The 19,118-nt window shown below is 54.9% G+C and carries 14 protein-coding genes and 2 rRNA genes (1 of these 16 only partly in view); 7 read left to right on the forward strand and 9 right to left on the reverse strand.

Features of this window, described 5'->3' with window-relative positions:
• Positions 1-21 precede the first annotated feature (21 nt).
• The 5 genes from ACTG2O_RS02865 to rfaD form a co-directional block, all read right to left on the reverse strand.
• Entirely contained in the window at positions 22-687 is a 666-nt protein-coding gene (locus ACTG2O_RS02865; protein WP_075116170.1) for a glycosyltransferase family 25 protein, read from the reverse strand.
• Entirely contained in the window at positions 684-1,892 is a 1,209-nt protein-coding gene (locus tag ACTG2O_RS02870; RefSeq protein ID WP_019444992.1) for an O-antigen ligase family protein, read from the reverse strand. The genes ACTG2O_RS02865 and ACTG2O_RS02870 overlap by 4 nt, the downstream gene beginning before the upstream one ends.
• A gap of 3 nt (positions 1,893-1,895) precedes the next feature.
• Positions 1,896-3,656, reverse strand: a complete 1,761-nt coding sequence (locus ACTG2O_RS02875) for a polysaccharide deacetylase family protein (protein WP_439975314.1) — start codon at positions 3,654-3,656, stop codon at positions 1,896-1,898.
• Positions 3,653-4,834: a glycosyltransferase gene (locus ACTG2O_RS02880; protein ID WP_019444990.1), complete on the reverse strand. Its 1,182-nt coding sequence runs from the start codon at positions 4,832-4,834 to the stop codon at positions 3,653-3,655. The genes ACTG2O_RS02875 and ACTG2O_RS02880 overlap by 4 nt, the downstream gene beginning before the upstream one ends.
• 64 nt (positions 4,835-4,898) lie before the next feature.
• A complete protein-coding gene (rfaD, locus tag ACTG2O_RS02885; RefSeq protein WP_019444989.1) occupies positions 4,899-5,858 on the reverse strand; it encodes an ADP-glyceromanno-heptose 6-epimerase in 960 nt (319 codons plus the stop codon).
• A 158-nt stretch (positions 5,859-6,016) separates the two neighbouring features.
• Here rfaD and ACTG2O_RS02890 point away from each other — a divergent pair, with 158 nt between their 5' ends.
• The 5 genes from ACTG2O_RS02890 to ACTG2O_RS02910 all read left to right on the forward strand — a co-directional run bounded on the left by ACTG2O_RS02890 (position 6,017) and on the right by ACTG2O_RS02910 (position 12,065).
• Positions 6,017-6,661, forward strand: a complete 645-nt coding sequence (locus ACTG2O_RS02890) for a TetR/AcrR family transcriptional regulator (RefSeq protein WP_005340848.1) — start codon at positions 6,017-6,019, stop codon at positions 6,659-6,661.
• A 115-nt stretch (positions 6,662-6,776) separates the two neighbouring features.
• Positions 6,777-7,967 (forward strand): glycine C-acetyltransferase, encoded by a 1,191-nt coding sequence (locus ACTG2O_RS02895; protein WP_005342487.1) that lies wholly within the window; start codon positions 6,777-6,779, stop codon positions 7,965-7,967.
• 55 nt (positions 7,968-8,022) lie between these two features.
• The gene (gene tdh, locus ACTG2O_RS02900; RefSeq protein ID WP_033137598.1) at positions 8,023-9,051 is read left to right on the forward strand and encodes an L-threonine 3-dehydrogenase; all 1,029 of its coding nucleotides are present in this window, start codon (positions 8,023-8,025) and stop codon (positions 9,049-9,051) included.
• Positions 9,052-9,248: 197 nt separating this feature from the next.
• Positions 9,249-9,704 (forward strand): c-type cytochrome, encoded by a 456-nt coding sequence (locus ACTG2O_RS02905; RefSeq protein ID WP_019444987.1) that lies wholly within the window; start codon positions 9,249-9,251, stop codon positions 9,702-9,704.
• An 84-nt stretch (positions 9,705-9,788) separates the two neighbouring features.
• Complete coding sequence (locus ACTG2O_RS02910) at positions 9,789-12,065, forward strand: putative bifunctional diguanylate cyclase/phosphodiesterase (RefSeq protein ID WP_236285132.1); 2,277 nt, start codon at positions 9,789-9,791, stop codon at positions 12,063-12,065.
• 129 nt (positions 12,066-12,194) lie between these two features.
• Here the strand turns inward: ACTG2O_RS02910 and rep are convergent, their stop codons facing one another.
• Positions 12,195-14,213 (reverse strand): DNA helicase Rep, encoded by a 2,019-nt coding sequence (rep, locus tag ACTG2O_RS02915; protein WP_158110147.1) that lies wholly within the window; start codon positions 14,211-14,213, stop codon positions 12,195-12,197.
• Between the two features lie 181 nt (positions 14,214-14,394).
• Here rep and ACTG2O_RS02920 point away from each other — a divergent pair, with 181 nt between their 5' ends.
• Positions 14,395-15,615 carry an aminotransferase class V-fold PLP-dependent enzyme gene (locus ACTG2O_RS02920; RefSeq protein WP_439975315.1) on the forward strand — a complete coding sequence of 407 codons (1,221 nt, stop codon included), beginning with the start codon at positions 14,395-14,397 and terminating at the stop codon, positions 15,613-15,615.
• A 13-nt stretch (positions 15,616-15,628) separates the two neighbouring features.
• Positions 15,629-16,063 carry a SufE family protein gene (locus ACTG2O_RS02925; protein ID WP_439975316.1) on the forward strand — a complete coding sequence of 145 codons (435 nt, stop codon included), beginning with the start codon at positions 15,629-15,631 and terminating at the stop codon, positions 16,061-16,063.
• Between the two features lie 21 nt (positions 16,064-16,084).
• On the opposite strand, the gene tcdA is transcribed toward ACTG2O_RS02925, so the two are convergent.
• The 3 genes from tcdA to ACTG2O_RS02940 form a co-directional block, all read right to left on the reverse strand.
• Entirely contained in the window at positions 16,085-16,921 is an 837-nt protein-coding gene (gene tcdA / locus ACTG2O_RS02930) for a tRNA cyclic N6-threonylcarbamoyladenosine(37) synthase TcdA (RefSeq protein WP_100644762.1), read from the reverse strand.
• A 193-nt stretch (positions 16,922-17,114) separates the two neighbouring features.
• Positions 17,115-17,229, reverse strand: a 5S ribosomal RNA gene (gene rrf / locus ACTG2O_RS02935).
• Between the two features lie 121 nt (positions 17,230-17,350).
• Positions 17,351-19,118 (reverse strand): 23S ribosomal RNA (locus ACTG2O_RS02940); it runs 1,122 nt beyond the window's last position.

Raw genomic sequence — 19,118 nt, forward strand, 5'->3', positions numbered from 1 at the left:
TAATCACAACTATTACCTTAATTACTTTATATGTTGACCATAGTTACGATCATCAATCGTCGTATCAAAATAACCCACATCTAAGCAACATGGTTCAATACCTGACGCATTAAGTGCATTTAATTGAAGCCGCCCCGTCAAGTAATCAGATGGCATTCTTACAGGATAAGCACATTTCAATAACTTTCGCGCACCAGCCAGATTTAATATATATCCAGCTGTCGATATAATTCCTCTGTTTGATTTTTTACTCGGTCGAAGATAACGGGATAAGCGATAACCCTCTGGTAATTTCCTAGCCCAAGGCCACTGCTTTGCTTTTCCATGATGAATAAATATAATTTCTGAAGATGATTTTTTTATCGCCCCCTCCACAACATTCTTGAAATGCATGTGAAGATGGATATCATCCTCTAATATGATAGCCTTATCTATATTGTTTTTTACCATCATTTCATAGAGTCTGATATGACTCAATGCACAACCCACTTCACCCAAGCTTAAGGAATGCCCACAAAAGACCTTAGCCAGCTTCAGATCGACCTTAGAGAGATCGTTATCATTCAGTAACTTTCCATCTACCGCATCAAAAAAAGTAAAAGACAATCCTAAACGAGCCATTTGTTTCTCAATAGCTTCACGCCGCTCATGGCTTCGCAACAAACTGATGACAAAAATTGGAATCATCGAGTACCTCTAATATCATTTAGACCACAAAGCCATATGAACAACAGCCCCAGCGCATATAGTAACAATGTATTTTGATGCTCAAATGGAACATCACTTACACTGCCGATGGCAAAGGAAAGTGGTAACAATACACCAACTGAACTCACACCCCAACATTTTACCGCCCACCACATGGGCCATCCCAAGAATAATAGCAGTGCCACGCCCCCAACCGTCCCACGAATGATCAAGTTTTGCATATATTGATTGTGAGAATGGGCCAACACAGGATTGAGTAATAAAGGAGAGCTAACACCGGATGCAACCAGTGATTTTTTTACGGCATCAAACCCATCAGTTCCCACCCCAAGAATGGGTGAGGTTAGAAAGCCTTGCCATGCTCCCTGCCATGCAACTAGGCGTAGCCCCCAAGAGGTATCATACTGCCCCTTCTCTGCGTTACTGAGATCGGAGATACTAGCCTGAACTCGTTCTTGCAACACAGAACTCTGGTGGTAAAAAGCGGTTCCGCTGCCCAATATCAGAAGCAAAAAAACAATATATTTTAGTGGTTTTTTTATTGCCTTAACAATCACCATCAAGCCAACAATTGTCATAAATGCCAGCCAAACACCACGGCTCTGCGATACATAGAGGCTGTAGAGCGCCATCAAGACAGATAACAAAGCCCCCGCCTTCTCCCATCTGGCAATCGACACCTCTGTGTATAGCCCCCAAGCCAACAAAGCTATCACCAAGCTTGCCTGTGAAAAAAGGATTGCATTAGTAAACCCCTCAACCCTATAGACACCCTGAGACTGTTGCCACAAACTGATACAGCCCATTCCCACTCCACCCAGCATGATGGCGTATCGGCTAACTTTTAGAACGATTTCTTTTCTCGGTACCAAGAGGCCGAATAAGGCAACATAGCCAAGACTACGCATAACTCCATACTGATCACCATGAATAAGACGGTTTATTTGAATAAAAGCAGCATACCCAAGAAAGAGCCATAGAATGCGACGATCATGTAGCCCTACATCCCTGCTCTTACAAATGACCAGATTCACAATGCCAGCCAAAATCGAGATAACCAACATATTGGAAAGGATTGTCTTGCCGTTAGGTAGTAAAAAAAGCCCACAAAATGTAAATGCCAAGGTCAAGGAAAAAAGTGCTGTGGTCAGACGATCAATCCTGACCTGTAAGACTGAAGACATTGATTACTTCCTGAATACATAATTTCCGCGAATTTTGCGCCATAACCCAAACACATCTGTGCGGGGAAAGATGGCGATCCGGCGGATCTGGAAAGGGTCCTGGTGCATTGCTTTGGGGCCGCTATTGGTAGCAACGGCAAAACGATACCCGGCAGCGATAGCCTGCTCCTTGGCACTCTCGTTCATATCTCCGTAAGGATAGGCGAACGAGAGCAGCGGATGGCCAAGCAAGGCCTCCAGTTGGCGTTTATTCTCCTGAATTTCATGGGCTTGTTGTTCGGGTGTGAGCTTGCTCAAGCGGGGGTGAGTCAGGGTATGACCACCAATTTCCACATGACCGCTGGCGGCCAACGCCTTGACCTGCTCACCACTCATCAATGAAACCTTGGTGTCCGGATTGGTCGGATGCTCCACATCCCAACGGTTATAGCCTTCACCGGTGACCACGTACACCACGGCTTTATAACCATATTTTTCCAGCAGCGGCAGCATGCGGGTCAGGTTGTCCTGATAGCCGTCATCGGCGGTGATCATCAGGTACTTCTTGCCGTATTGCAGACGGTGGATAAAGCCTTTGTCCGCCAAATCGCGGAAAGTCAGGGTTTCGTAGCCGAGCCACTTCATCAGGCGTAGGTGCTTCTCGAACATGGCGATCGGCATCCAGGTGCCATGCACCCCTTTCTCACTCTCGTGTTCGATAAAGCGGTGATACATGATGATCGGCATCTCGCGGCGCAGGGTCTCGACTACCGCATCCTGATAGATGGACTCCAGCCCGGATACGACCCCCTGCAAGCCATACTCATCCTGAATGCGCTGCCGAATGACTTCCGGCACTGTCTTGCTGGCCAGGGTGGTCTCGATTTCTCCCTTCAGGGCAGCAAAATCGATAGCCAGATCCTTGGGGCCGATATCGCCAAAATTACTCGCCAGAGCATCATCCAGATTCTGTTCGGTCACCAGACCAATGGCCCTGGCTTCACCAATGGCAAAGGCGGGCCGACCACAGAGCAGTGCTTCCATCGCTACCCGACCGGCACCGATCACCAGATCGCAACTCGCCAGCAGAGCGGGGACATCATCGACATAGCCAACAAACTCGGCGCGTCCTTCGAAACGGGCAAAGCGCTCCGGTACCTTGGTACCGCTGACAATCCGCACCCGACAGGCATCCAGATCGAGCACTTCATCGAGCAGACGGTAACAGAGCTCCCCTTTGGGGCCGCTCAAACGGCCAATGATGGCAATCACCGGCTTGGGATTGTCCGGCGCTGGCACAGGCTGGAATTTGTCGGTTTCGATACCGTTGCGCAGCACCTGCACTATCGCGGGATCGACCCCCAGATTGTCGACAATCTGATGGGCAATATCCTCACAAACGGCAACTGCCCGATAGCCGAGAGCATGGAATGCCTTGCGCGAAGCGTGCACCGGCTGGCGACCATGAACCGTGGTGATCATCGGGGTGCCAGTCAGCTTGCAGGCCACATAACTGCTCCAGCCGGAGGCGCGGGAGTGAGCATGCACCAACTGGATATGGTGCTTTTTGATGAGATAGATAAGGTAGAAGACGTGCCAGAAGCGGCGCAGAATGCTGCGCTTGTTGAATCTCAGCTTGAAGACTGGGCCAAGAGTCGGCTTGGTCAGGGTATCTGATACATAAAAGACGTTGTGACCACGCCGGGTCAGTTCGTTACCGACCGTGGTGGCATAGACCTCAGCTCCCGTTACCTCGAGCTGGGAGAGTGCCATCAATATATTCACCCTACACCTCCGTTCGCAAGACTCGAATGAAGAGTGCAACTGGAAGGATGTTTGCTCTCCCCATCTAATAATTGCTCGATCTGCCTCATACTCTCTCGGAGATTGAAAATCTTGGCTCGCTCCTTCGATAAGGAACTATATGTTGATAGCATTTTTTGATTTTCAATCATTTTTCGTATTGCCAATGCAAGCGCATTTGCATCCCCGACAGGAACGAGAACACCATATTTCCCGCCATCGAGAGCTTCATTAGGTCCAGTACAATTTGTCGATACAATGGCCTTCCCCAATGCCATTGCTTCTACGAGTACAACTGGGTAACCCTCATAATGTGAGGACATAACGAATAGATCGCCATCAGCAAGATATGGATATGGATTTTCCTTGAATCCAAGTAATTTCGTACTATCACCAATATTATTAATATTGATAAATGACTCTAACCCAGCTCTATCATCACCTTCTCCCAAAATAGTAAGGTGATATTTAACCCCTGCATCAATATTTATTTTATGAGCAGCCAGCAAGATGTCAAATCCTTTCTGGGCATTGCATAGCCGTCCAATAGCAATAACTTTTATTTGCCCCTCACTCGTAATAGGCTCATGACTTTTCCGCATTATGCCTTCTATATCAACAGGGTTATAAACCACTTGAGTATATGGTTTCACTTCAGGATACAATTTCAATAATGCATTCTGTGCACCTTTAGAGACACAGACAATGTTATCCATTTTTTTATAAACGGTACGCTCAATTTTTCTGGAGAGAATTTGATGGCACAACAAGTCTATATGGACCCATGCTATCTTTCGAACAACAGAATTCAGGTGCGATAACAACAGAGAGCTATTCCCTTCCAAAAATGCGATACCAACATCATATCGTTCATTAAATACGATATTTGCTAACCACTTGCTATTTAGCACGAAATTCCACCAGCGTTTTTTAATAGAGAAAAAAATTCTACGCTGAAACAACCCCGATGGTTCGGTCGGCAACAGAAATTCTACTTTTACATTTTTAGGAACTTGAGATAAATATACACCCTCACGCCTTAATAACAGCAGCGTAATAGCGTATTTACTAAAATCCAAACGCTTAAGCGTTTCAATAAGGACCTTTTCGGCGCCTCCTCCGCCCAATGTTTCCATTATAAATAAAACTTTTTTCTTCATGCTAACCACATAGGAAATAATGAAAAAGCCGCCTCATTGGCGGCCATTCCGCAAAAGCGAATAATCAGGCCCGGTTGAGCCAGGTCATGTAATCCGCTACCCCTTCGGCAACGGTTTTGAACTCGGCGTCATAACCCACGCTGCGCAGCTTGGTCATATCAGCCTGGGTGAAGCTCTGGTAGCGGCCCTTGAGGTGATCTGGGAAGGGAATGTACTCAATGGCTCCCTTCTGATGATGCTTGATCACTGCTTCGGCCACGTTCTGGAACGGCTCGGCACGGCCGGTACCGCAGTTGAAGATGCCGGAGTGTTGCGGGTTCTGCCAGAACCAGAGGTTTACCTTGCAGACGTCATCGATATAGATGAAGTCACGCATCTGGCCACCGTTCGGGAAGCCATCGCAACCTTCGAACAGCTTGGGATTCTCGCCCTTCTTCACCTGGGTATTGAGGTGGAAGGCGACGGAAGCCATGGAGCCTTTGTGCTGCTCGCGCGGGCCGTAGACGTTGAAGTACTTGAGGCCGACGACCTGAGAGTTGATCTCCGGCATCCAGCGGCGCACGTACTGGTCAAACAGCTGCTTGGAGTAGCCGTAGACGTTGAGCGGCTGTTCGAACTTGGGATCTTCGATGAAGTTGTCGTTGCGGCCACCGTAGGTCGCGGCAGAAGAGGCGTAAATGAACGGGATTTCACGCTCGATGCAGTAGTGGAACAGATCCTTGGAGTACTCGTAGTTGACCTCCATGATGAACTTGCCGTTCCACTCGGTGGTAGCAGAGCAGGCGCCTTCGTGGAAGATCACCTCGATGCCGTTGTCCCACTCTTCAAACTCGTCACCGGAGACGATGCGCGCCTGAAACTCGTCTTTGTCCATGTAGTCAGCGATGGTCAGATCGACCAGGTTGACGAACTTGGTGCCGTCGGTCAGGTCATCAATGACCACGATATCGGTCCGTCCTTGAGCGTTCAGCTGCTTGACCAGATTGCTGCCGATAAAGCCAGCACCGCCAGTTACTACGATCATGGAGTTTGCCTCTCGTACGTTGATGGCTACATGTGACTGCTTGTTAAAGCTGTGTATAGTGAGCCAATTTGAAATTGCCGAAAAGTTTATCACGGGCCGTCCGGGGATTCGACCTTGTTCAAAACTGCCCCGAGCGGAACCTGTTGGAGGAATGAGTGATGAAAACCAGAGACAGGATCATTCACAGCGCGACCGAGCTGTTCAACGATCAGGGTGAACGCAACATCACCACCAACCATATTGCGGCGCACATGGGTATCAGCCCGGGCAACCTCTACTACCACTTCCGCAATAAAGAAGACATCATCCACTCCATCTTCGACCAGTATGCCCGTCACCTGAGCGAGAGCTTCGTGCCGACCCGCAACCGTGAAATCACTCTGCAGGATCTGATGGGCTATCTCGATGCCATCTTCTATCTGATGTGGCAGTTCCGCTTCTTCTACGCCAACCTGCCGGACATCCTGAGCCGTGACGAACCGCTGCAACAGAAGTACCTCAAGGCCCAGGAGCAGATGCGCTCCTCCGTGGTCGCCCTGCTCAGGAGTCTGCGCGAAGGGGGCATCATAGATGTCAGCGATGAAGACCTGCCAGATCTGGGCCAGACCATCAAGATGGTGGTGACCTGCTGGATCCCGTTCCAGATTGCCCAGGCCCCCAACACCCGCATCACCAAACCGCTGCTCTATCAGGGCGTGTTGAAGGTGCTGTTCCTGCTGCGCCCCTATGTGCAACCCCAGGTTGCCGGACAGATCCAGCAGCTGGAACAGCACTACCGCCAGCTGGCCCAACCAGCTGGGTGAGATCTGTTTCACATTTGTTGAATATCAGCACAATCATTTGAATTTACCGCAACAGATTGCAGTAAAATGTCGCCCTCTGTTGATACGCAGCTGAAATAGCCACTAAGGATCGAGGATGTCTAACGGATTCTATCGTCACCTGACCGAGCAACTGAACCAGGTGCAAGCTGAAGGGTTGTACAAGCAGGAGCGCATCATCACCTCCGCCCAGCAGGCCAGCATCGCCGTCGGCGGTGAGCAGGTACTGAACTTCTGTGCCAACAACTATCTTGGGCTGGCCAACCACCCGGATCTGATCGCTGCCGCCCATCAGGGACTCGACAGCCACGGCTTCGGCATGGCCTCGGTGCGCTTCATCTGTGGCACCCAGGATCAGCACAAAGCGCTGGAGCAGAAGATGTCTGCCTTCCTCGGCACCGAAGATACCATCCTCTACTCCTCCTGTTTCGATGCCAATGGCGGTCTGTTCGAGACCCTGTTCGGCGCCGAGGATGCCATCATCTCCGATGCCCTCAACCACGCCTCCATCATCGACGGCGTGCGGCTGTGCAAGGCCAAGCGTTATCGCTACGCCAACAACGACATGGCCGAGCTGGAAGCCCAGCTCAAGCAGGCTGACGCCGATGGCGCCCGCTTCAAGCTAATCGCCACCGACGGTGTCTTCTCCATGGATGGCGTCATCGCCGACCTCAAATCCATCTGCGATCTGGCAGACAAATACGATGCGCTGGTGATGGTGGATGACTCCCACGCCGTCGGCTTTATCGGCGAAAACGGTCGTGGCACCCACGAATATTGCGGCGTGATGGATCGGGTCGACATCATCACCGGCACCTTGGGCAAGGCGCTCGGCGGCGCATCCGGCGGCTATACCTCCGGCAAGAAAGAGGTGATCGACTGGCTGCGTCAGCGCTCCCGCCCTTACCTCTTCTCCAACTCGCTGGCCCCCTCCATCGTTGCCGCCACCATCAAGGTGATCGACATGCTGGCCGAGGGTCATGACCTGCGCGCCCGCCTGAAAGAGAACAGCCGTTACTTCCGCGAGCGGATGAGCGCCGCCGGTTTCACCTTGGCAGGCGCCGACCACGCCATCATTCCGGTGATGCTGGGGGATGCCAAACTGGCCTCCGAAATGGCAAGCCGCATGCTGGCAGCTGGCATCTATGTGGTGGGCTTCTCCTTCCCGGTCGTGCCCAAGGGTCAGGCGCGTATTCGCACCCAGATGTCTGCCGCTCACACCCGCGAGCAGTTGGACAAGGCGATCGACGCCTTCATCCGCATCGGCCGTGAACTCGGCGTTATCTGATTTGAATCAAGGGGCTGCAGCCCCTTTTTTCTGCATTCATATTGAAGGAACAGCCATGAAAGCACTCTCCAAACTGCACAAAGAGGTCGGCATCTGGATGACGGACGTACCGGCCCCCGAGCTCGGCCACAACGACCTGCTGATCAAGATCCGCAAAACCGCCATCTGCGGCACCGATATCCACATCTACAACTGGGACGAGTGGTCCCAGAAGACCATTCCGGTACCCATGGTGGTCGGCCACGAATATGTTGGGGAAGTCGTCGCCATCGGTCAGGAGGTGCGGGGCTTCGCCATCGGCGATCGGGTCTCCGGCGAAGGGCACATCACCTGCGGTCACTGCCGCAACTGCCGCGCCGGGCGCACCCATCTCTGCCGCAACACCATTGGCGTTGGCGTCAACCGCCCGGGCGCCTTTGCCGAGTATCTGGTGATCCCCGCCTTCAACGCCTTCAAGCTGCCGGACAACATCCCGGACGAGCTAGCCGCCATCTTCGACCCCTTTGGCAATGCGGTGCACACAGCCCTCTCCTTCGATCTGGTGGGCGAGGATGTGCTCATCACAGGTGCTGGCCCTATCGGCATCATGGCTGCCGCAGTCTGCCGCCATGTGGGTGCGCGCCACGTGGTGATCACCGACGTCAATGAATACCGACTGGAGCTGGCCCGCAAGATGGGCGCCACCCGCGCGGTCAACGTCAGCAAAGAGAAGCTGGCCGACGTGATGAGCGAGCTGGGCATGACCGAAGGGTTCGACGTGGGGCTGGAGATGTCTGGCGTCCCAAGCGCCTTTCAGGAGATGCTCGACAAGATGAACCACGGCGGCAAGATCGCCATGCTCGGCATCCCCCCCTCCACCATGGCCATCGACTGGAACAAGGTGATCTTCAAGGGGCTGTTTATCAAAGGGATCTATGGCCGCGAGATGTTCGAGACCTGGTACAAGATGGCCAGCCTGATCCAGTCCGGGCTGGATCTCTCCCCCATCATCACCCACAGATTCCACATCGACGAGTTCCAGCAGGGATTCGATGCGATGCGCTCCGGCCACTCCGGCAAGGTGATATTGAGCTGGGACAAATAACCCATTTCACCCTTTGGGTACCCGAAACCCGGCAAAGGCCGGGTTTCTTTTTATCTCCACCGCCCGAATTGCCGTGATATCACCCAAAACTTTGTACGCAGAGTGTTTAACACTTCACACACAAGCGTTTAAATGGCTGTAACTATTCGGTTATAATCCCGTCGTTTACATGGATAATAAAAGACTGCTGGGAGTATATGAGCGTGTTGAAAAAACTGAGCTATTTGCTGGCTGTCGGGATGACGGCCGCCAGCTTGTCTGGGGCAGTGCTTGCTGCCGATGAGATGTCACCGGAAGCCATTGCCGAGCGGATCAAACCAATCGGTCAGGTCTATACCGCCAAGGATCTGGAAGGTATTGCCGGCGCGAGTGCTGCTCCGGCGGCGGCCGCCTCTTCCGGTCCCCGCGATGGCGAAACGGTATACAAGGGCGCCTGCTTTGCCTGTCACGACACCGGCGCCGCCGGTGCCCCCAAACGGGGTGACAAGGCAGCCTGGGATCCTCGCATCGCCCAGGGCATTGATACTCTCAAGAAACATGCCATTGAAGGCTTTACCGGCAAGTCCGGCATGATGCCTCCGCGCGGCACCTGTGCGAACTGTAGTGATGAAGAGATTGAAAACGCCATCCACTACATGATCGACAAGCTGTAAGTATTTGAAAGGGCCGCAATTGCGGCCCTTTCAATCTATCGGCTTCCGACTACTCTTGTAAGGTAGACATATCGGGAGTTGCACATGTCGGCCCAATCCATCGAACCCCACTACTCAACTCCTCTGTTGGCGTTGGTCTCTGCCATTATGGACTTCCCGGCTCCACAAACCGCCACGTCTGACGATTACGATTCCCTGATCCAGCAGATTGACCAACTCTGCCCGCTGCAACATTTCGGCATGCTGGGCCTCTCCGATACCGGTCTGAACTGGCTTTACGCCTACAAGGTCAGCGACATCTTCAAGCAACAGATGGGCCGGGAGCAGTCCCGCATCACCGATCAGCTCACCCAGCTGGATGAGGCCGAAGGGTGGTGCGTCTTCCCCATCGAGCATGGCCAGATACAGTGGTTGCTGGCGCGTGGCACACCAGCCGACCTGCCGACCCTGCGTCTGCTGCTGGAGTGTCTGGCCAAACGGCTGACCGAAACCCAGGCGGGATCCCATCTCACCGAGCTCCCTTCACCGCTGATCCGCAAAGACCCGAACTGGAAAAAGAAAATCGAGAGCATCAGCCGCATCATGCGGCTCGCCAATACCCTGCCGGCTCAGGCGCTCTTCTCCCAGCTGGAAGCGGTACTGCGCCAGATGCTCACCATTGAGGACATGCTGCTGGTCAGGTTAACCAGTCAAAAGCTGGAAAAAATCTACCCCGCCCATCCCCATCAGGGAGACGAGTTCATCAGCGGCCTGTGCCACAGCACCAGCAATATCGAGGTGAGCAGGGAGTCTCGCTACTGGCACAGCATGCCGCTGCGGCTGCAACAACAGTACTTCGCCCACTTCATCATCAGCACGGCTCAACCGCTGGAGACCGACGACAAGCTGTTTCTCGACTTCCTGCGTGGCCAGCTCACCCTGCTGCTGGAGCTGAGACGGATCCGCCAGCAGCTCAACGACATCAATACCGAAGACTCCATCAACCAGCGGCTGCAACAGCTGCGTCAGACCAACCTAAGGCTGCAAAAGCAGCTCAAGCAGCATCAGGAGCTGGAACGGCGGCTGCAATTCGATGCGCTTCACGACCCGCTGACCCAGCTGCCCAACCGCGCGCTGTTGATGAACCACCTCAACCATGCCATGACCCACTACAACCGCTACAAGTCGCCGGGATTTGCGGTGATTTTTATCGATGTGGATCACTTCAAGCAGATCAATGACACCCTTGGCCACAGTGCTGGCGATCAGCTGCTCAAGGAGGTGAGCCGCCGCCTGCAAACCTGCATCCGGCAAAACGATCTGGTGGCCAGACTGGGGGGCGATGAGTTCGTCATCTATCTGGACAGCAGCAAGAGCGACGATGACATCAGCCCGGTGCTCAACCGCATTATCAGCCGTCTCTCCTACCCGTTCCGGCTACTCGGCAACGAGCTGAGCATTACCGTCAGCCTTGGGGTATCGAGCGTATCCGAGCAAACCTCAGATATCAGCCAGCTGCTCCATCAGGCCGATCTGGCCATGTATCAGGCCAAACGCAATGGTCGCAGTCGCATCGTCAGCTACTCGGATGATTGCATCAACCAGAACTGGAATTCGCCGGAAGAGATGCTGGCCAGAGCCCTGCGGGAGGGGCGTATCGTCCCCTATTTCCAGCCGGTGATCCGGCTGCAAGATAGCCGCCTGACCGGACTGGAGGTGATGGCGCGCTGGCTGACCGAGGAGGGGATTCTGAAGGATGCGTTCGACTTTATTCCGCTGGCAGAGCAGTGCGGCCTGATTCTGGAGCTGGATTACCAGATCCTGCGCCACACCTGTCAGCAACTGAAGAACTGGCTGCCAATCTCCGGGCAGGGCAAGTTCAAGATCGCCATCAATCTGTCGGGCAAGCATCTGGTCAACCATGACCACATCATGCGACTGATGGGGATCATCGAAGAGGAAGGGGTCGCCCCCGGCTATCTGATTTTTGAATTCAACGAGCGGGAGCTGTCGCGGCAAGATTCCGATGCGCTGGCATCCCTGCACGAGCTGCGCGCCAAGGGTATCCAGATCAGCCTCGATGATTTTGGTACTGGCTTCTCCTCTCTCAACGCCCTGTTCCACTTCCCGGTGGATTACATCAAGGTGGATGACAGCTTTACCCAGCGGATGCTGCAATCACCCAAAGATTTGGCGCTGATCCGCGCCATGCGGGATATCTGTCAGGATCTTGATTACACCCTGGTCGTCGAGGGGATCGAGAACCAGCAGCAGTTACAGAAGCTCATCGATATTGGCTGCCGGATGGGGCAAGGGCGCTATATCTCACCGCCCATGCCGGGAGCAGACATAGTACCGCTACTGACCCCGGCCAATCCTTAGGGTTAATCCTTCTTGAACAACGCCCGCAGGTTGGCAACACCGACCTGCCCCTTCTGCTGGCGCTCCTTGGCGGTCACCTTCTTCTGGTTTTCCCCTTGGGGATAACTCAAGAAGTAGAGAAGAATCGCCCTACCCCTTTTTCAAATTATGTTGTGCTCTTATCTGAGCAAGAGCATCCAAACCTCTTTGCTGACGCTCTTCAGGGCTGACTACTTTTTTATTCTCCCAATCCAGATCATCCTGCGGCAGCTCCAGCAGGAAGCGGCTCGGCTCTGGCCGTACCGACTCGCCAAACTGACGCCGCTCCTTGCAGAGGGTGAAGGTCAGTTCGGTCTGAGCCCGGGTGATCCCCACGTAGGCGAGACGCCGCTCCTCCTCCACGTTGTCCTCGTCTATGCTGGTCTGGTGGGGCAGCAAGCCTTCCTCCATCCCCACCATGTAGACATAGGGGAACTCCAGCCCCTTTGAGGCATGCAGCGTCATCAACTGCACCTGATCCGCATCATCCTCACCTTCGTTGCGCTCCATCATGTCGCGCAGGGTGAGGCGAGTGACCACCTGAGCCAGCGTCATCGACTCCTCCAGCTCATCCCCTTCCAGCATCTCGGTGATCCAGCGATAGAGGGTGGAGACGTTCTGCATCCGCATCTCGGCCGCTTTCGGGCTGGGCGAGGTCTCGTAGAGCCACTCTTCGTAGTGGATCTCCTTGATCATGTCCCGCACCGCTTCTACCGGATTGCCGCGCAACGCCTGATCGCCAAGGCGTACCAACCAGTTGGTGAAGGCCTGTAATGCAGTGAGGCCACGGCCAGAGAGGTGCTGCTCCAGCCCCAGCTCGAAGCTGGCGGCAAACAGGCTCTTGCCGCGTTGATTGGCATACTGACCCAGTTTTTCGAGGGTGGTGGGACCGATCTCGCGACGCGGCAGGTTGACCACCCTCAGGAAGGCAGTGTCCTCATCCGGATTCACCAGCAGCTTGAGGTAGGCCATGATGTCCTTGATCTCGGTACGGGAGAAAAACGAGGTGCCGCCGGAGATACGGTAAGGGATCCGGTTGGTCATCAGCGCCTTTTCGAAGATGCGCGACTGATGGTTGCCCCGATAGAGGATGGCGTAATCCTTGAACCGGGTGCGGTTCATAAACTTGTGGCCCATCATCTCGGCAGCGATCCGCTCCGCTTCGTGCTCCTCGTTCTTGGCGAACAGCACCTTGAGCTTCACCCCCTCATCCAATTCGGAGAAGAGCGCCTTGTCATAGACGTGCGGGTTGTTGGCGATCAGGATGTTGGCGCACTTGAGGATCCGCCGCTTGGAGCGGTAGTTCTGCTCCAGCTTGATCAGCTTGAGGCTGGGGAAATCTTCACTCAGCAGCACCAGATTCTGCGGCTTGGCACCGCGCCAGGAGTAGATGGACTGGTCATCGTCCCCTACCACGGTAAAACGGGCACGCTCGCCGACGATCTGCTTCACCAGCTCGTACTGGCTGGTGTTGGTGTCTTGGTACTCATCGACCAGCAGATAGCGGATCTTGTTCTGCCAGCGCTCGCGCACCTCCTGATTGCTCTTGAGCAGCAGGGTCGGCATCACGATGAGGTCGTCAAAATCCAGCGCGTTATAGGCCACCATCTGGCGGTGATAACGCTCATAGAGCTGGGCCATCAACACCTCGTCCGGCCCGCGAGCAATACGCATGGCGCGGGCGGGCAGGATAAGATCGTTCTTCCAGTTGGAGATTTGGCTGATAAGGGCCGAGAGCTTGTCCTTGTCGTTGTCGAGCTCGTCTTCAGTCAATTCTTTCAACAGCGCCAGCTGGTCGGTGTCATCGAACAGGGAGAAGTTGGCCTTGAGATTCAGGCTCTTGTGCTCACGGCGAATGATATCGAGGCCCAGGGTATGGAAGGTGGAGACCATCAGCCCCCGCGCCTCCTTGCGACCCAAAGTCTGGCCGACCCGCTCCTTCATCTCCCGCGCCGCCTTGTTGGTAAAGGTGACCGCAGCGATATTGCGCGCACTGTAGCCGCACTGCTGCACCAGATAGGCAATCTTGTTGGTGATGACGCGGGTCTTGCCCGATCCGGCACCCGCCAGCACCAGGCAAGGGCCGGAGACATACTTGACCGCTTCGTTCTGATTGGGGTTGAGCTTCATGGGCCGGATCTCTTGGCTTATGATGAGGGGCGGCATTGTACCAGAAATCACCCGACGAGCCGTACCTGCTGCACGGCAGGCAACCGCCATTCCGGCTTATCGCGCCTTGTGTTCGGGCGCTATTTTCAGGATCATGGCCGACCTTTCGAGATGATGACTTTTTCCGGATGATGAGGGGAGCATGAATCAGCAACAGCACACCCAACTGCGCAGCCAGTTTCCGGCCTTGGCGCAGGAGGTAAACGGCCACCCTCTGGTCTATCTGGACAACGCGGCCACCACCCAGAAACCGCAAGCGGTACTGGATGCCATCGCTCACTACTATCGGGCCGACAACGCCAACGTGCACCGCGCCGCCCACGCCCTGAGTGGCCGCGCGACCCGCGCCTTTGAGGCTGCCCGCGAGACTGTCACCCGCTTTATCAATGCGCCCCGCAGCCACGAGGTGATCTGGACTCGCGGCACCACGGAGGCGATCAATCTGGTGGCCCAGAGCTGGGGGATGAGCGAGCTCAAGACAGGGGACGAAATCATCCTCAGCACCCTGGAGCACCACGCCAATATCGTCCCGTGGCAACTGGTCGCCCAGCGCACCGGCGCAGTCATCCGGGTTATTCCCCTTGATGAGCGGGGCGATCTCGATCTGGCCGCCTATCACGCCATGCTGGGGCCACGGACCCGACTGGTGAGCGTAGCCCACGTCTCCAATGCCCTCGGTACCGTCAATCCGGTCAAAGAGATAGTGACGGCCGCCAAAACGGTTGGCGCCGTGACGCTGATCGACGGCGCCCAGGCAGTGGCTCATCTCGAGGTGGATGTGCAAGCCATCGGCTGCGACTTCTACGCCTTCTCCGGCCACAAGCTCTATGGCCCGACCGGCATCGGTGTGTTGTGGGGCTGCACCGAACTACTGGAGCGGATGCCGCCCTGGCAAGCCGGTGGCGAGATGATCGATCGGGTCAGTTTCAGCGGCACCACCTTCAATACCCTGCCCTTCAAGTTCGAGGCGGGTACCCCCCATATCGCTGGTGCTATCGGCCTCGCCGCCGCCATCGACTTTGTGATGGGGCAAGATCGGCAATGGCTTGCCCAACATGAGCAGGCACTGACCGACTATCTGGTAGCTGGCCTGCAACAGGTGCCGGGGCTGCGTCTGGTCGGCGAACCCAGCCAACGCGCCGGTTCGGTCTCTTTCTTGCTAGACGACATCCACCCGCAAGATGCCGCCACCCTGCTCGATATGCAGGGGATCGCCCTGCGAGTCGGCCATCACTGCGCCATGCCATTGATGGAATCGCTCGAGATCGGCGGAACCATGCGCACCTCGCTGGCTTGCTACAACAATCGGGATGATGTCGACGCCCTGCTAGCCGCCCTGCACAAACTCAGTGACTTCTTCTAAGGCAGACAACCGAATGAGTGACCTCGCAAGCTATACCCAGATTGGCCTTGAGCCCAACGCCAACACCATCCGCCAGCAGTTTGCCGCCGCCCACGGCTGGGAGAACCAGTACCGGCTCATCATCCAGCTCGGCAAGCTGTTACCCGTGCTACCCAGCGAATGGCAGCAGGAGGAGTTCCGCCTCAAGGGGTGTGAAAGCCAGGCTTGGCTGAAGGGAGAACAAAGCGAGGATGGCTGCTGGCACTTTGCCTGTGATTCCGATGCCCGCATCGTGCGTGGCCTTATCGTCATCGTGCTGGCGGCACTCAACCACCAATCGTCTACGGCGATCCAGGCTTTTGATATGGAAGGGTATTTCACCGAACTGGGACTTGAGAAACACTTGAGCCCGTCACGAGGTAACGGGCTCAGAGCGATCGCGCTGGCGATCCGGGAGCAAGCGGTCTAACCCGCCTTGTTCAGTGGTCGATTAGGCTTCGCCAATCGAGCCCGCGTTTTCATTCCCTGCCTCTTTCTCGGCTCGGGCGCCCCGTTCGGCAATCTTCTTTAATACCCGGGATGCGGCAACCAGCCCGAAGGTTGCCGTCACCGGCGTCACAGCGCCAAAGCCGGAGGCGCAATCCATCTTCATGGTGCCATCGCTGGCCGCCTTGGCCTGACAGGTACCGCCATTGCCATCCGGATAACTCAACTGCTCGGTTGAGAAGACACACTCCACCCCGAATTTGCGCGCCGGATTCTTGCTGAAGTTGTGCAATCGGCGCAGGTCGGAGCGCACCTTGGCCGCCAACGGGTCTTGAATAGTCTTGGCCAGATCCGCCACAGTGATCTGGGTCGGATCCATCTGCCCGCCGGCACCACCCGCCACAATCACCGGGATTTTGTTGCGCTTGCAGAAGGCAATCAGCGCCACCTTGGCCTTGACCGAGTCGATGGCATCCACCACATAGTCAAACTCCCGCTTGATATGCTCGGCCAGGTTATCGGCGGTGACGAAATCATCCACCTCGATCACTTCGCAATCCGGATTGATGGCGCGAATGCGCTCGGCCATCACCTCGGTCTTGAGGCGACCAACTGTCCCCTTCATGGCGTGGATCTGGCGATTGGTGTTGGTGATGCAGATATCGTCCATGTCGATCAGGGTGATCTGGTTGATACCGGCGCGGGCCAGCGCCTCCGCCGCCCAGGAGCCCACGCCACCGATCCCCACAACACAGACTTTCGCCTGGCTAAAGGAACGCAGGGCGTTCTGACCATAAAGACGGGCAATGCCCCCGAATCGCTGTAGATATTCTGCTTTCATACCACCACCTTGCTTGAGGGTGGCCATTATAACGACAACCAACGCCAGCGGCGATGGCAGAACCGGAGAAAGTCGAGGAGGAAAAATGGAGAAAACGGCAGGGAAGAGGGAATAAAAGGTCAGTTATCAGACGATTTGCTGAATTGCAGGCAATAAAAAACCCCGCTCGATGAGCGGGGTTCTTAAATTGGATGCCTGGCAGTGTCCTACTCTCGCATGGCGAATGCCACACTACCATCGGCGCTACCGCGTTTCACTTCTGAGTTCGGCATGGGATCAGGTGGTTCCACGGCGCTATGGCCGCCAGGCAAATTCTTCAATCCAGAAAGCTGACGTGAATAACGATGTTGCTCGTGGCTTGTCGTTATCACTGAATTAGTAGTTCGCTTGGTATTTGCTACAAGCCTTAGAACACTTCTTGGGTGTTGTATGGTTAAGCCTCACGGGTAATTAGTACGGGTTAGCTCAATGCATCGCTGCACTTACACACCCCGCCTATCAACGTTGTGGTCTCCAACGGCCCTTTAGGACCCTCAAGGGGTCAGGGATGACTCATCTCAGGGCTCGCTTCCCGCTTAGATGCTTTCAGCGGTTATCGATTCCGAACTTAGCTACCGGGCAGTGCCACTGGCGTGACAACCCGAACACCAGAGGTTCGTTCACTCCGGTCCTCTCGTACTAGGAGCAACTCCCTTCAATCATCCAACGCCCACGGCAGATAGGGACCGAACTGTCTCACGACGTTCTGAACCCAGCTCGCGTACCACTTTAAATGGCGAACAGCCATACCCTTGGGACCGACTTCAGCCCCAGGATGTGATGAGCCGACATCGAGGTGCCAAACACCGCCGTCGATATGAACTCTTGGGCGGTATCAGCCTGTTATCCCCGGAGTACCTTTTATCCGTTGAGCGATGGCCCTTCCATTCAGAACCACCGGATCACTATGACCTACTTTCGTACCTGCTCGACCTGTCCGTCTCGCAGTTAAGCTGGCTTATGCCATTGCACTAACCTCCTGATGTCCGACCAGGATTAGCCAACCTTCGTGCTCCTCCGTTACTCTTTGGGAGGAGACCGCCCCAGTCAAACTACCCACCAGGCACTGTCCGCGAGCCCGATTCAGGGCCCTGCGTTAGAACATCAAACATACAAGGGTGGTATTTCAAGGACGGCTCCAGCGCAACTGGCGTCACGCCTTCAAAGCCTCCCACCTATCCTACACATGTAGGTTCAATGTTCAGTGCCAAGCTGTAGTAAAGGTTCACGGGGTCTTTCCGTCTAGCCGCGGGTACACCGCATCTTCACGGCGAATTCGATTTCACTGAGTCTCGGGTGGAGACAGCATGGCCATGGTTACACCATTCGTGCAGGTCGGAACTTACCCGACAAGGAATTTCGCTACCTTAGGACCGTTATAGTTACGGCCGCCGTTTACCGGGGCTTCGATCAAGAGCTTCGCTTGCGCTAACCCCATCAATTAACCTTCCGGCACCGGGCAGGTGTCACACCCTATACGTCCACTTTCGTGTTTGCAGAGTGCTGTGTTTTTGATAAACAGTCCCAGCCATCTGGTCACTGCGACTCCCGACAGCTCCATCCGCAAGGGACTTCACCATCAAGAGCGAACCTTCTCCCGAAGTTACGGTTCTATTTTGCCTAGTTCCTTCACCCGAGTTCTCTCAAGCGCCTTGGTATTCTCTACCCGACCACCTGTGTCGGTTTGGGGTACGATGACTTGTAATCTGAAGCTTAGAGGCTTTTCCTGGAAGCAGGGCATCAATGGCTTCCACACCGTAGTGTGTTCGTCTCGTGTCTCAGTGTTGTGTCTCCGGATTTGCCTGGAAACACCACCTACGCACTTTCACCAGGACAACCGTCGCCTGGCCCACCTAGCCTTCTCCGTCCCCCCATCGCAATTACAAGTCGTGCAGGAATATTAACCTGCTTCCCATCGACTACGCCTTTCGGCCTCGCCTTAGGGGTCGACTCACCCTGCCCCGATTAACGTTGGACAGGAACCCTTGGTCTTCCGGCGAGGAGGCTTTTCACCCCCTTTATCGTTACTTACGTCAGCATTCGCACTTCTGATATCTCCAGCATACCTCTCGATACACCTTCGCAGACTTACAGAACGCTCCCCTACCACTCACACATAAGTGTGAATCCGCGGCTTCGGTGCCTGGTTTGAGCCCCG

Origin of the sequence: Aeromonas sp. 61P (assembly GCF_051919545.1) — a bacterium.
Taxonomy (GTDB): Bacteria; Pseudomonadota; Gammaproteobacteria; order Enterobacterales; family Aeromonadaceae; genus Aeromonas; species Aeromonas veronii.

Coding starts and splice junctions, on each gene's coding strand:
- ACTG2O_RS02865 (WP_075116170.1), bottom strand. CDS start 687: ATGATTCCAATTTTTGTCATCAGTTTGTTGCGAAGCCATGAGCGGCGT.
- ACTG2O_RS02870 (WP_019444992.1), bottom strand. CDS start 1,892: ATGTCTTCAGTCTTACAGGTCAGGATTGATCGTCTGACCACAGCACTT.
- ACTG2O_RS02880 (WP_019444990.1), bottom strand. CDS start 4,834: ATGAAGAAAAAAGTTTTATTTATAATGGAAACATTGGGCGGAGGAGGC.
- rfaD (WP_019444989.1), bottom strand. CDS start 5,858: ATGATCGTAGTAACTGGCGGTGCTGGCTTTATCGGCAGCAATCTGGTC.
- ACTG2O_RS02890 (WP_005340848.1), top strand. CDS start 6,017: ATGAAAACCAGAGACAGGATCATTCACAGCGCGACCGAGCTGTTCAAC.
- ACTG2O_RS02895 (WP_005342487.1), top strand. CDS start 6,777: ATGTCTAACGGATTCTATCGTCACCTGACCGAGCAACTGAACCAGGTG.
- tdh (WP_033137598.1), top strand. CDS start 8,023: ATGAAAGCACTCTCCAAACTGCACAAAGAGGTCGGCATCTGGATGACG.
- ACTG2O_RS02905 (WP_019444987.1), top strand. CDS start 9,249: ATGAGCGTGTTGAAAAAACTGAGCTATTTGCTGGCTGTCGGGATGACG.
- ACTG2O_RS02910 (WP_236285132.1), top strand. CDS start 9,789: ATGTCGGCCCAATCCATCGAACCCCACTACTCAACTCCTCTGTTGGCG.
- rep (WP_158110147.1), bottom strand. CDS start 14,213: ATGAAGCTCAACCCCAATCAGAACGAAGCGGTCAAGTATGTCTCCGGC.
- ACTG2O_RS02920 (WP_439975315.1), top strand. CDS start 14,395: ATGAATCAGCAACAGCACACCCAACTGCGCAGCCAGTTTCCGGCCTTG.
- ACTG2O_RS02925 (WP_439975316.1), top strand. CDS start 15,629: ATGAGTGACCTCGCAAGCTATACCCAGATTGGCCTTGAGCCCAACGCC.
- tcdA (WP_100644762.1), bottom strand. CDS start 16,921: ATGAAAGCAGAATATCTACAGCGATTCGGGGGCATTGCCCGTCTTTAT.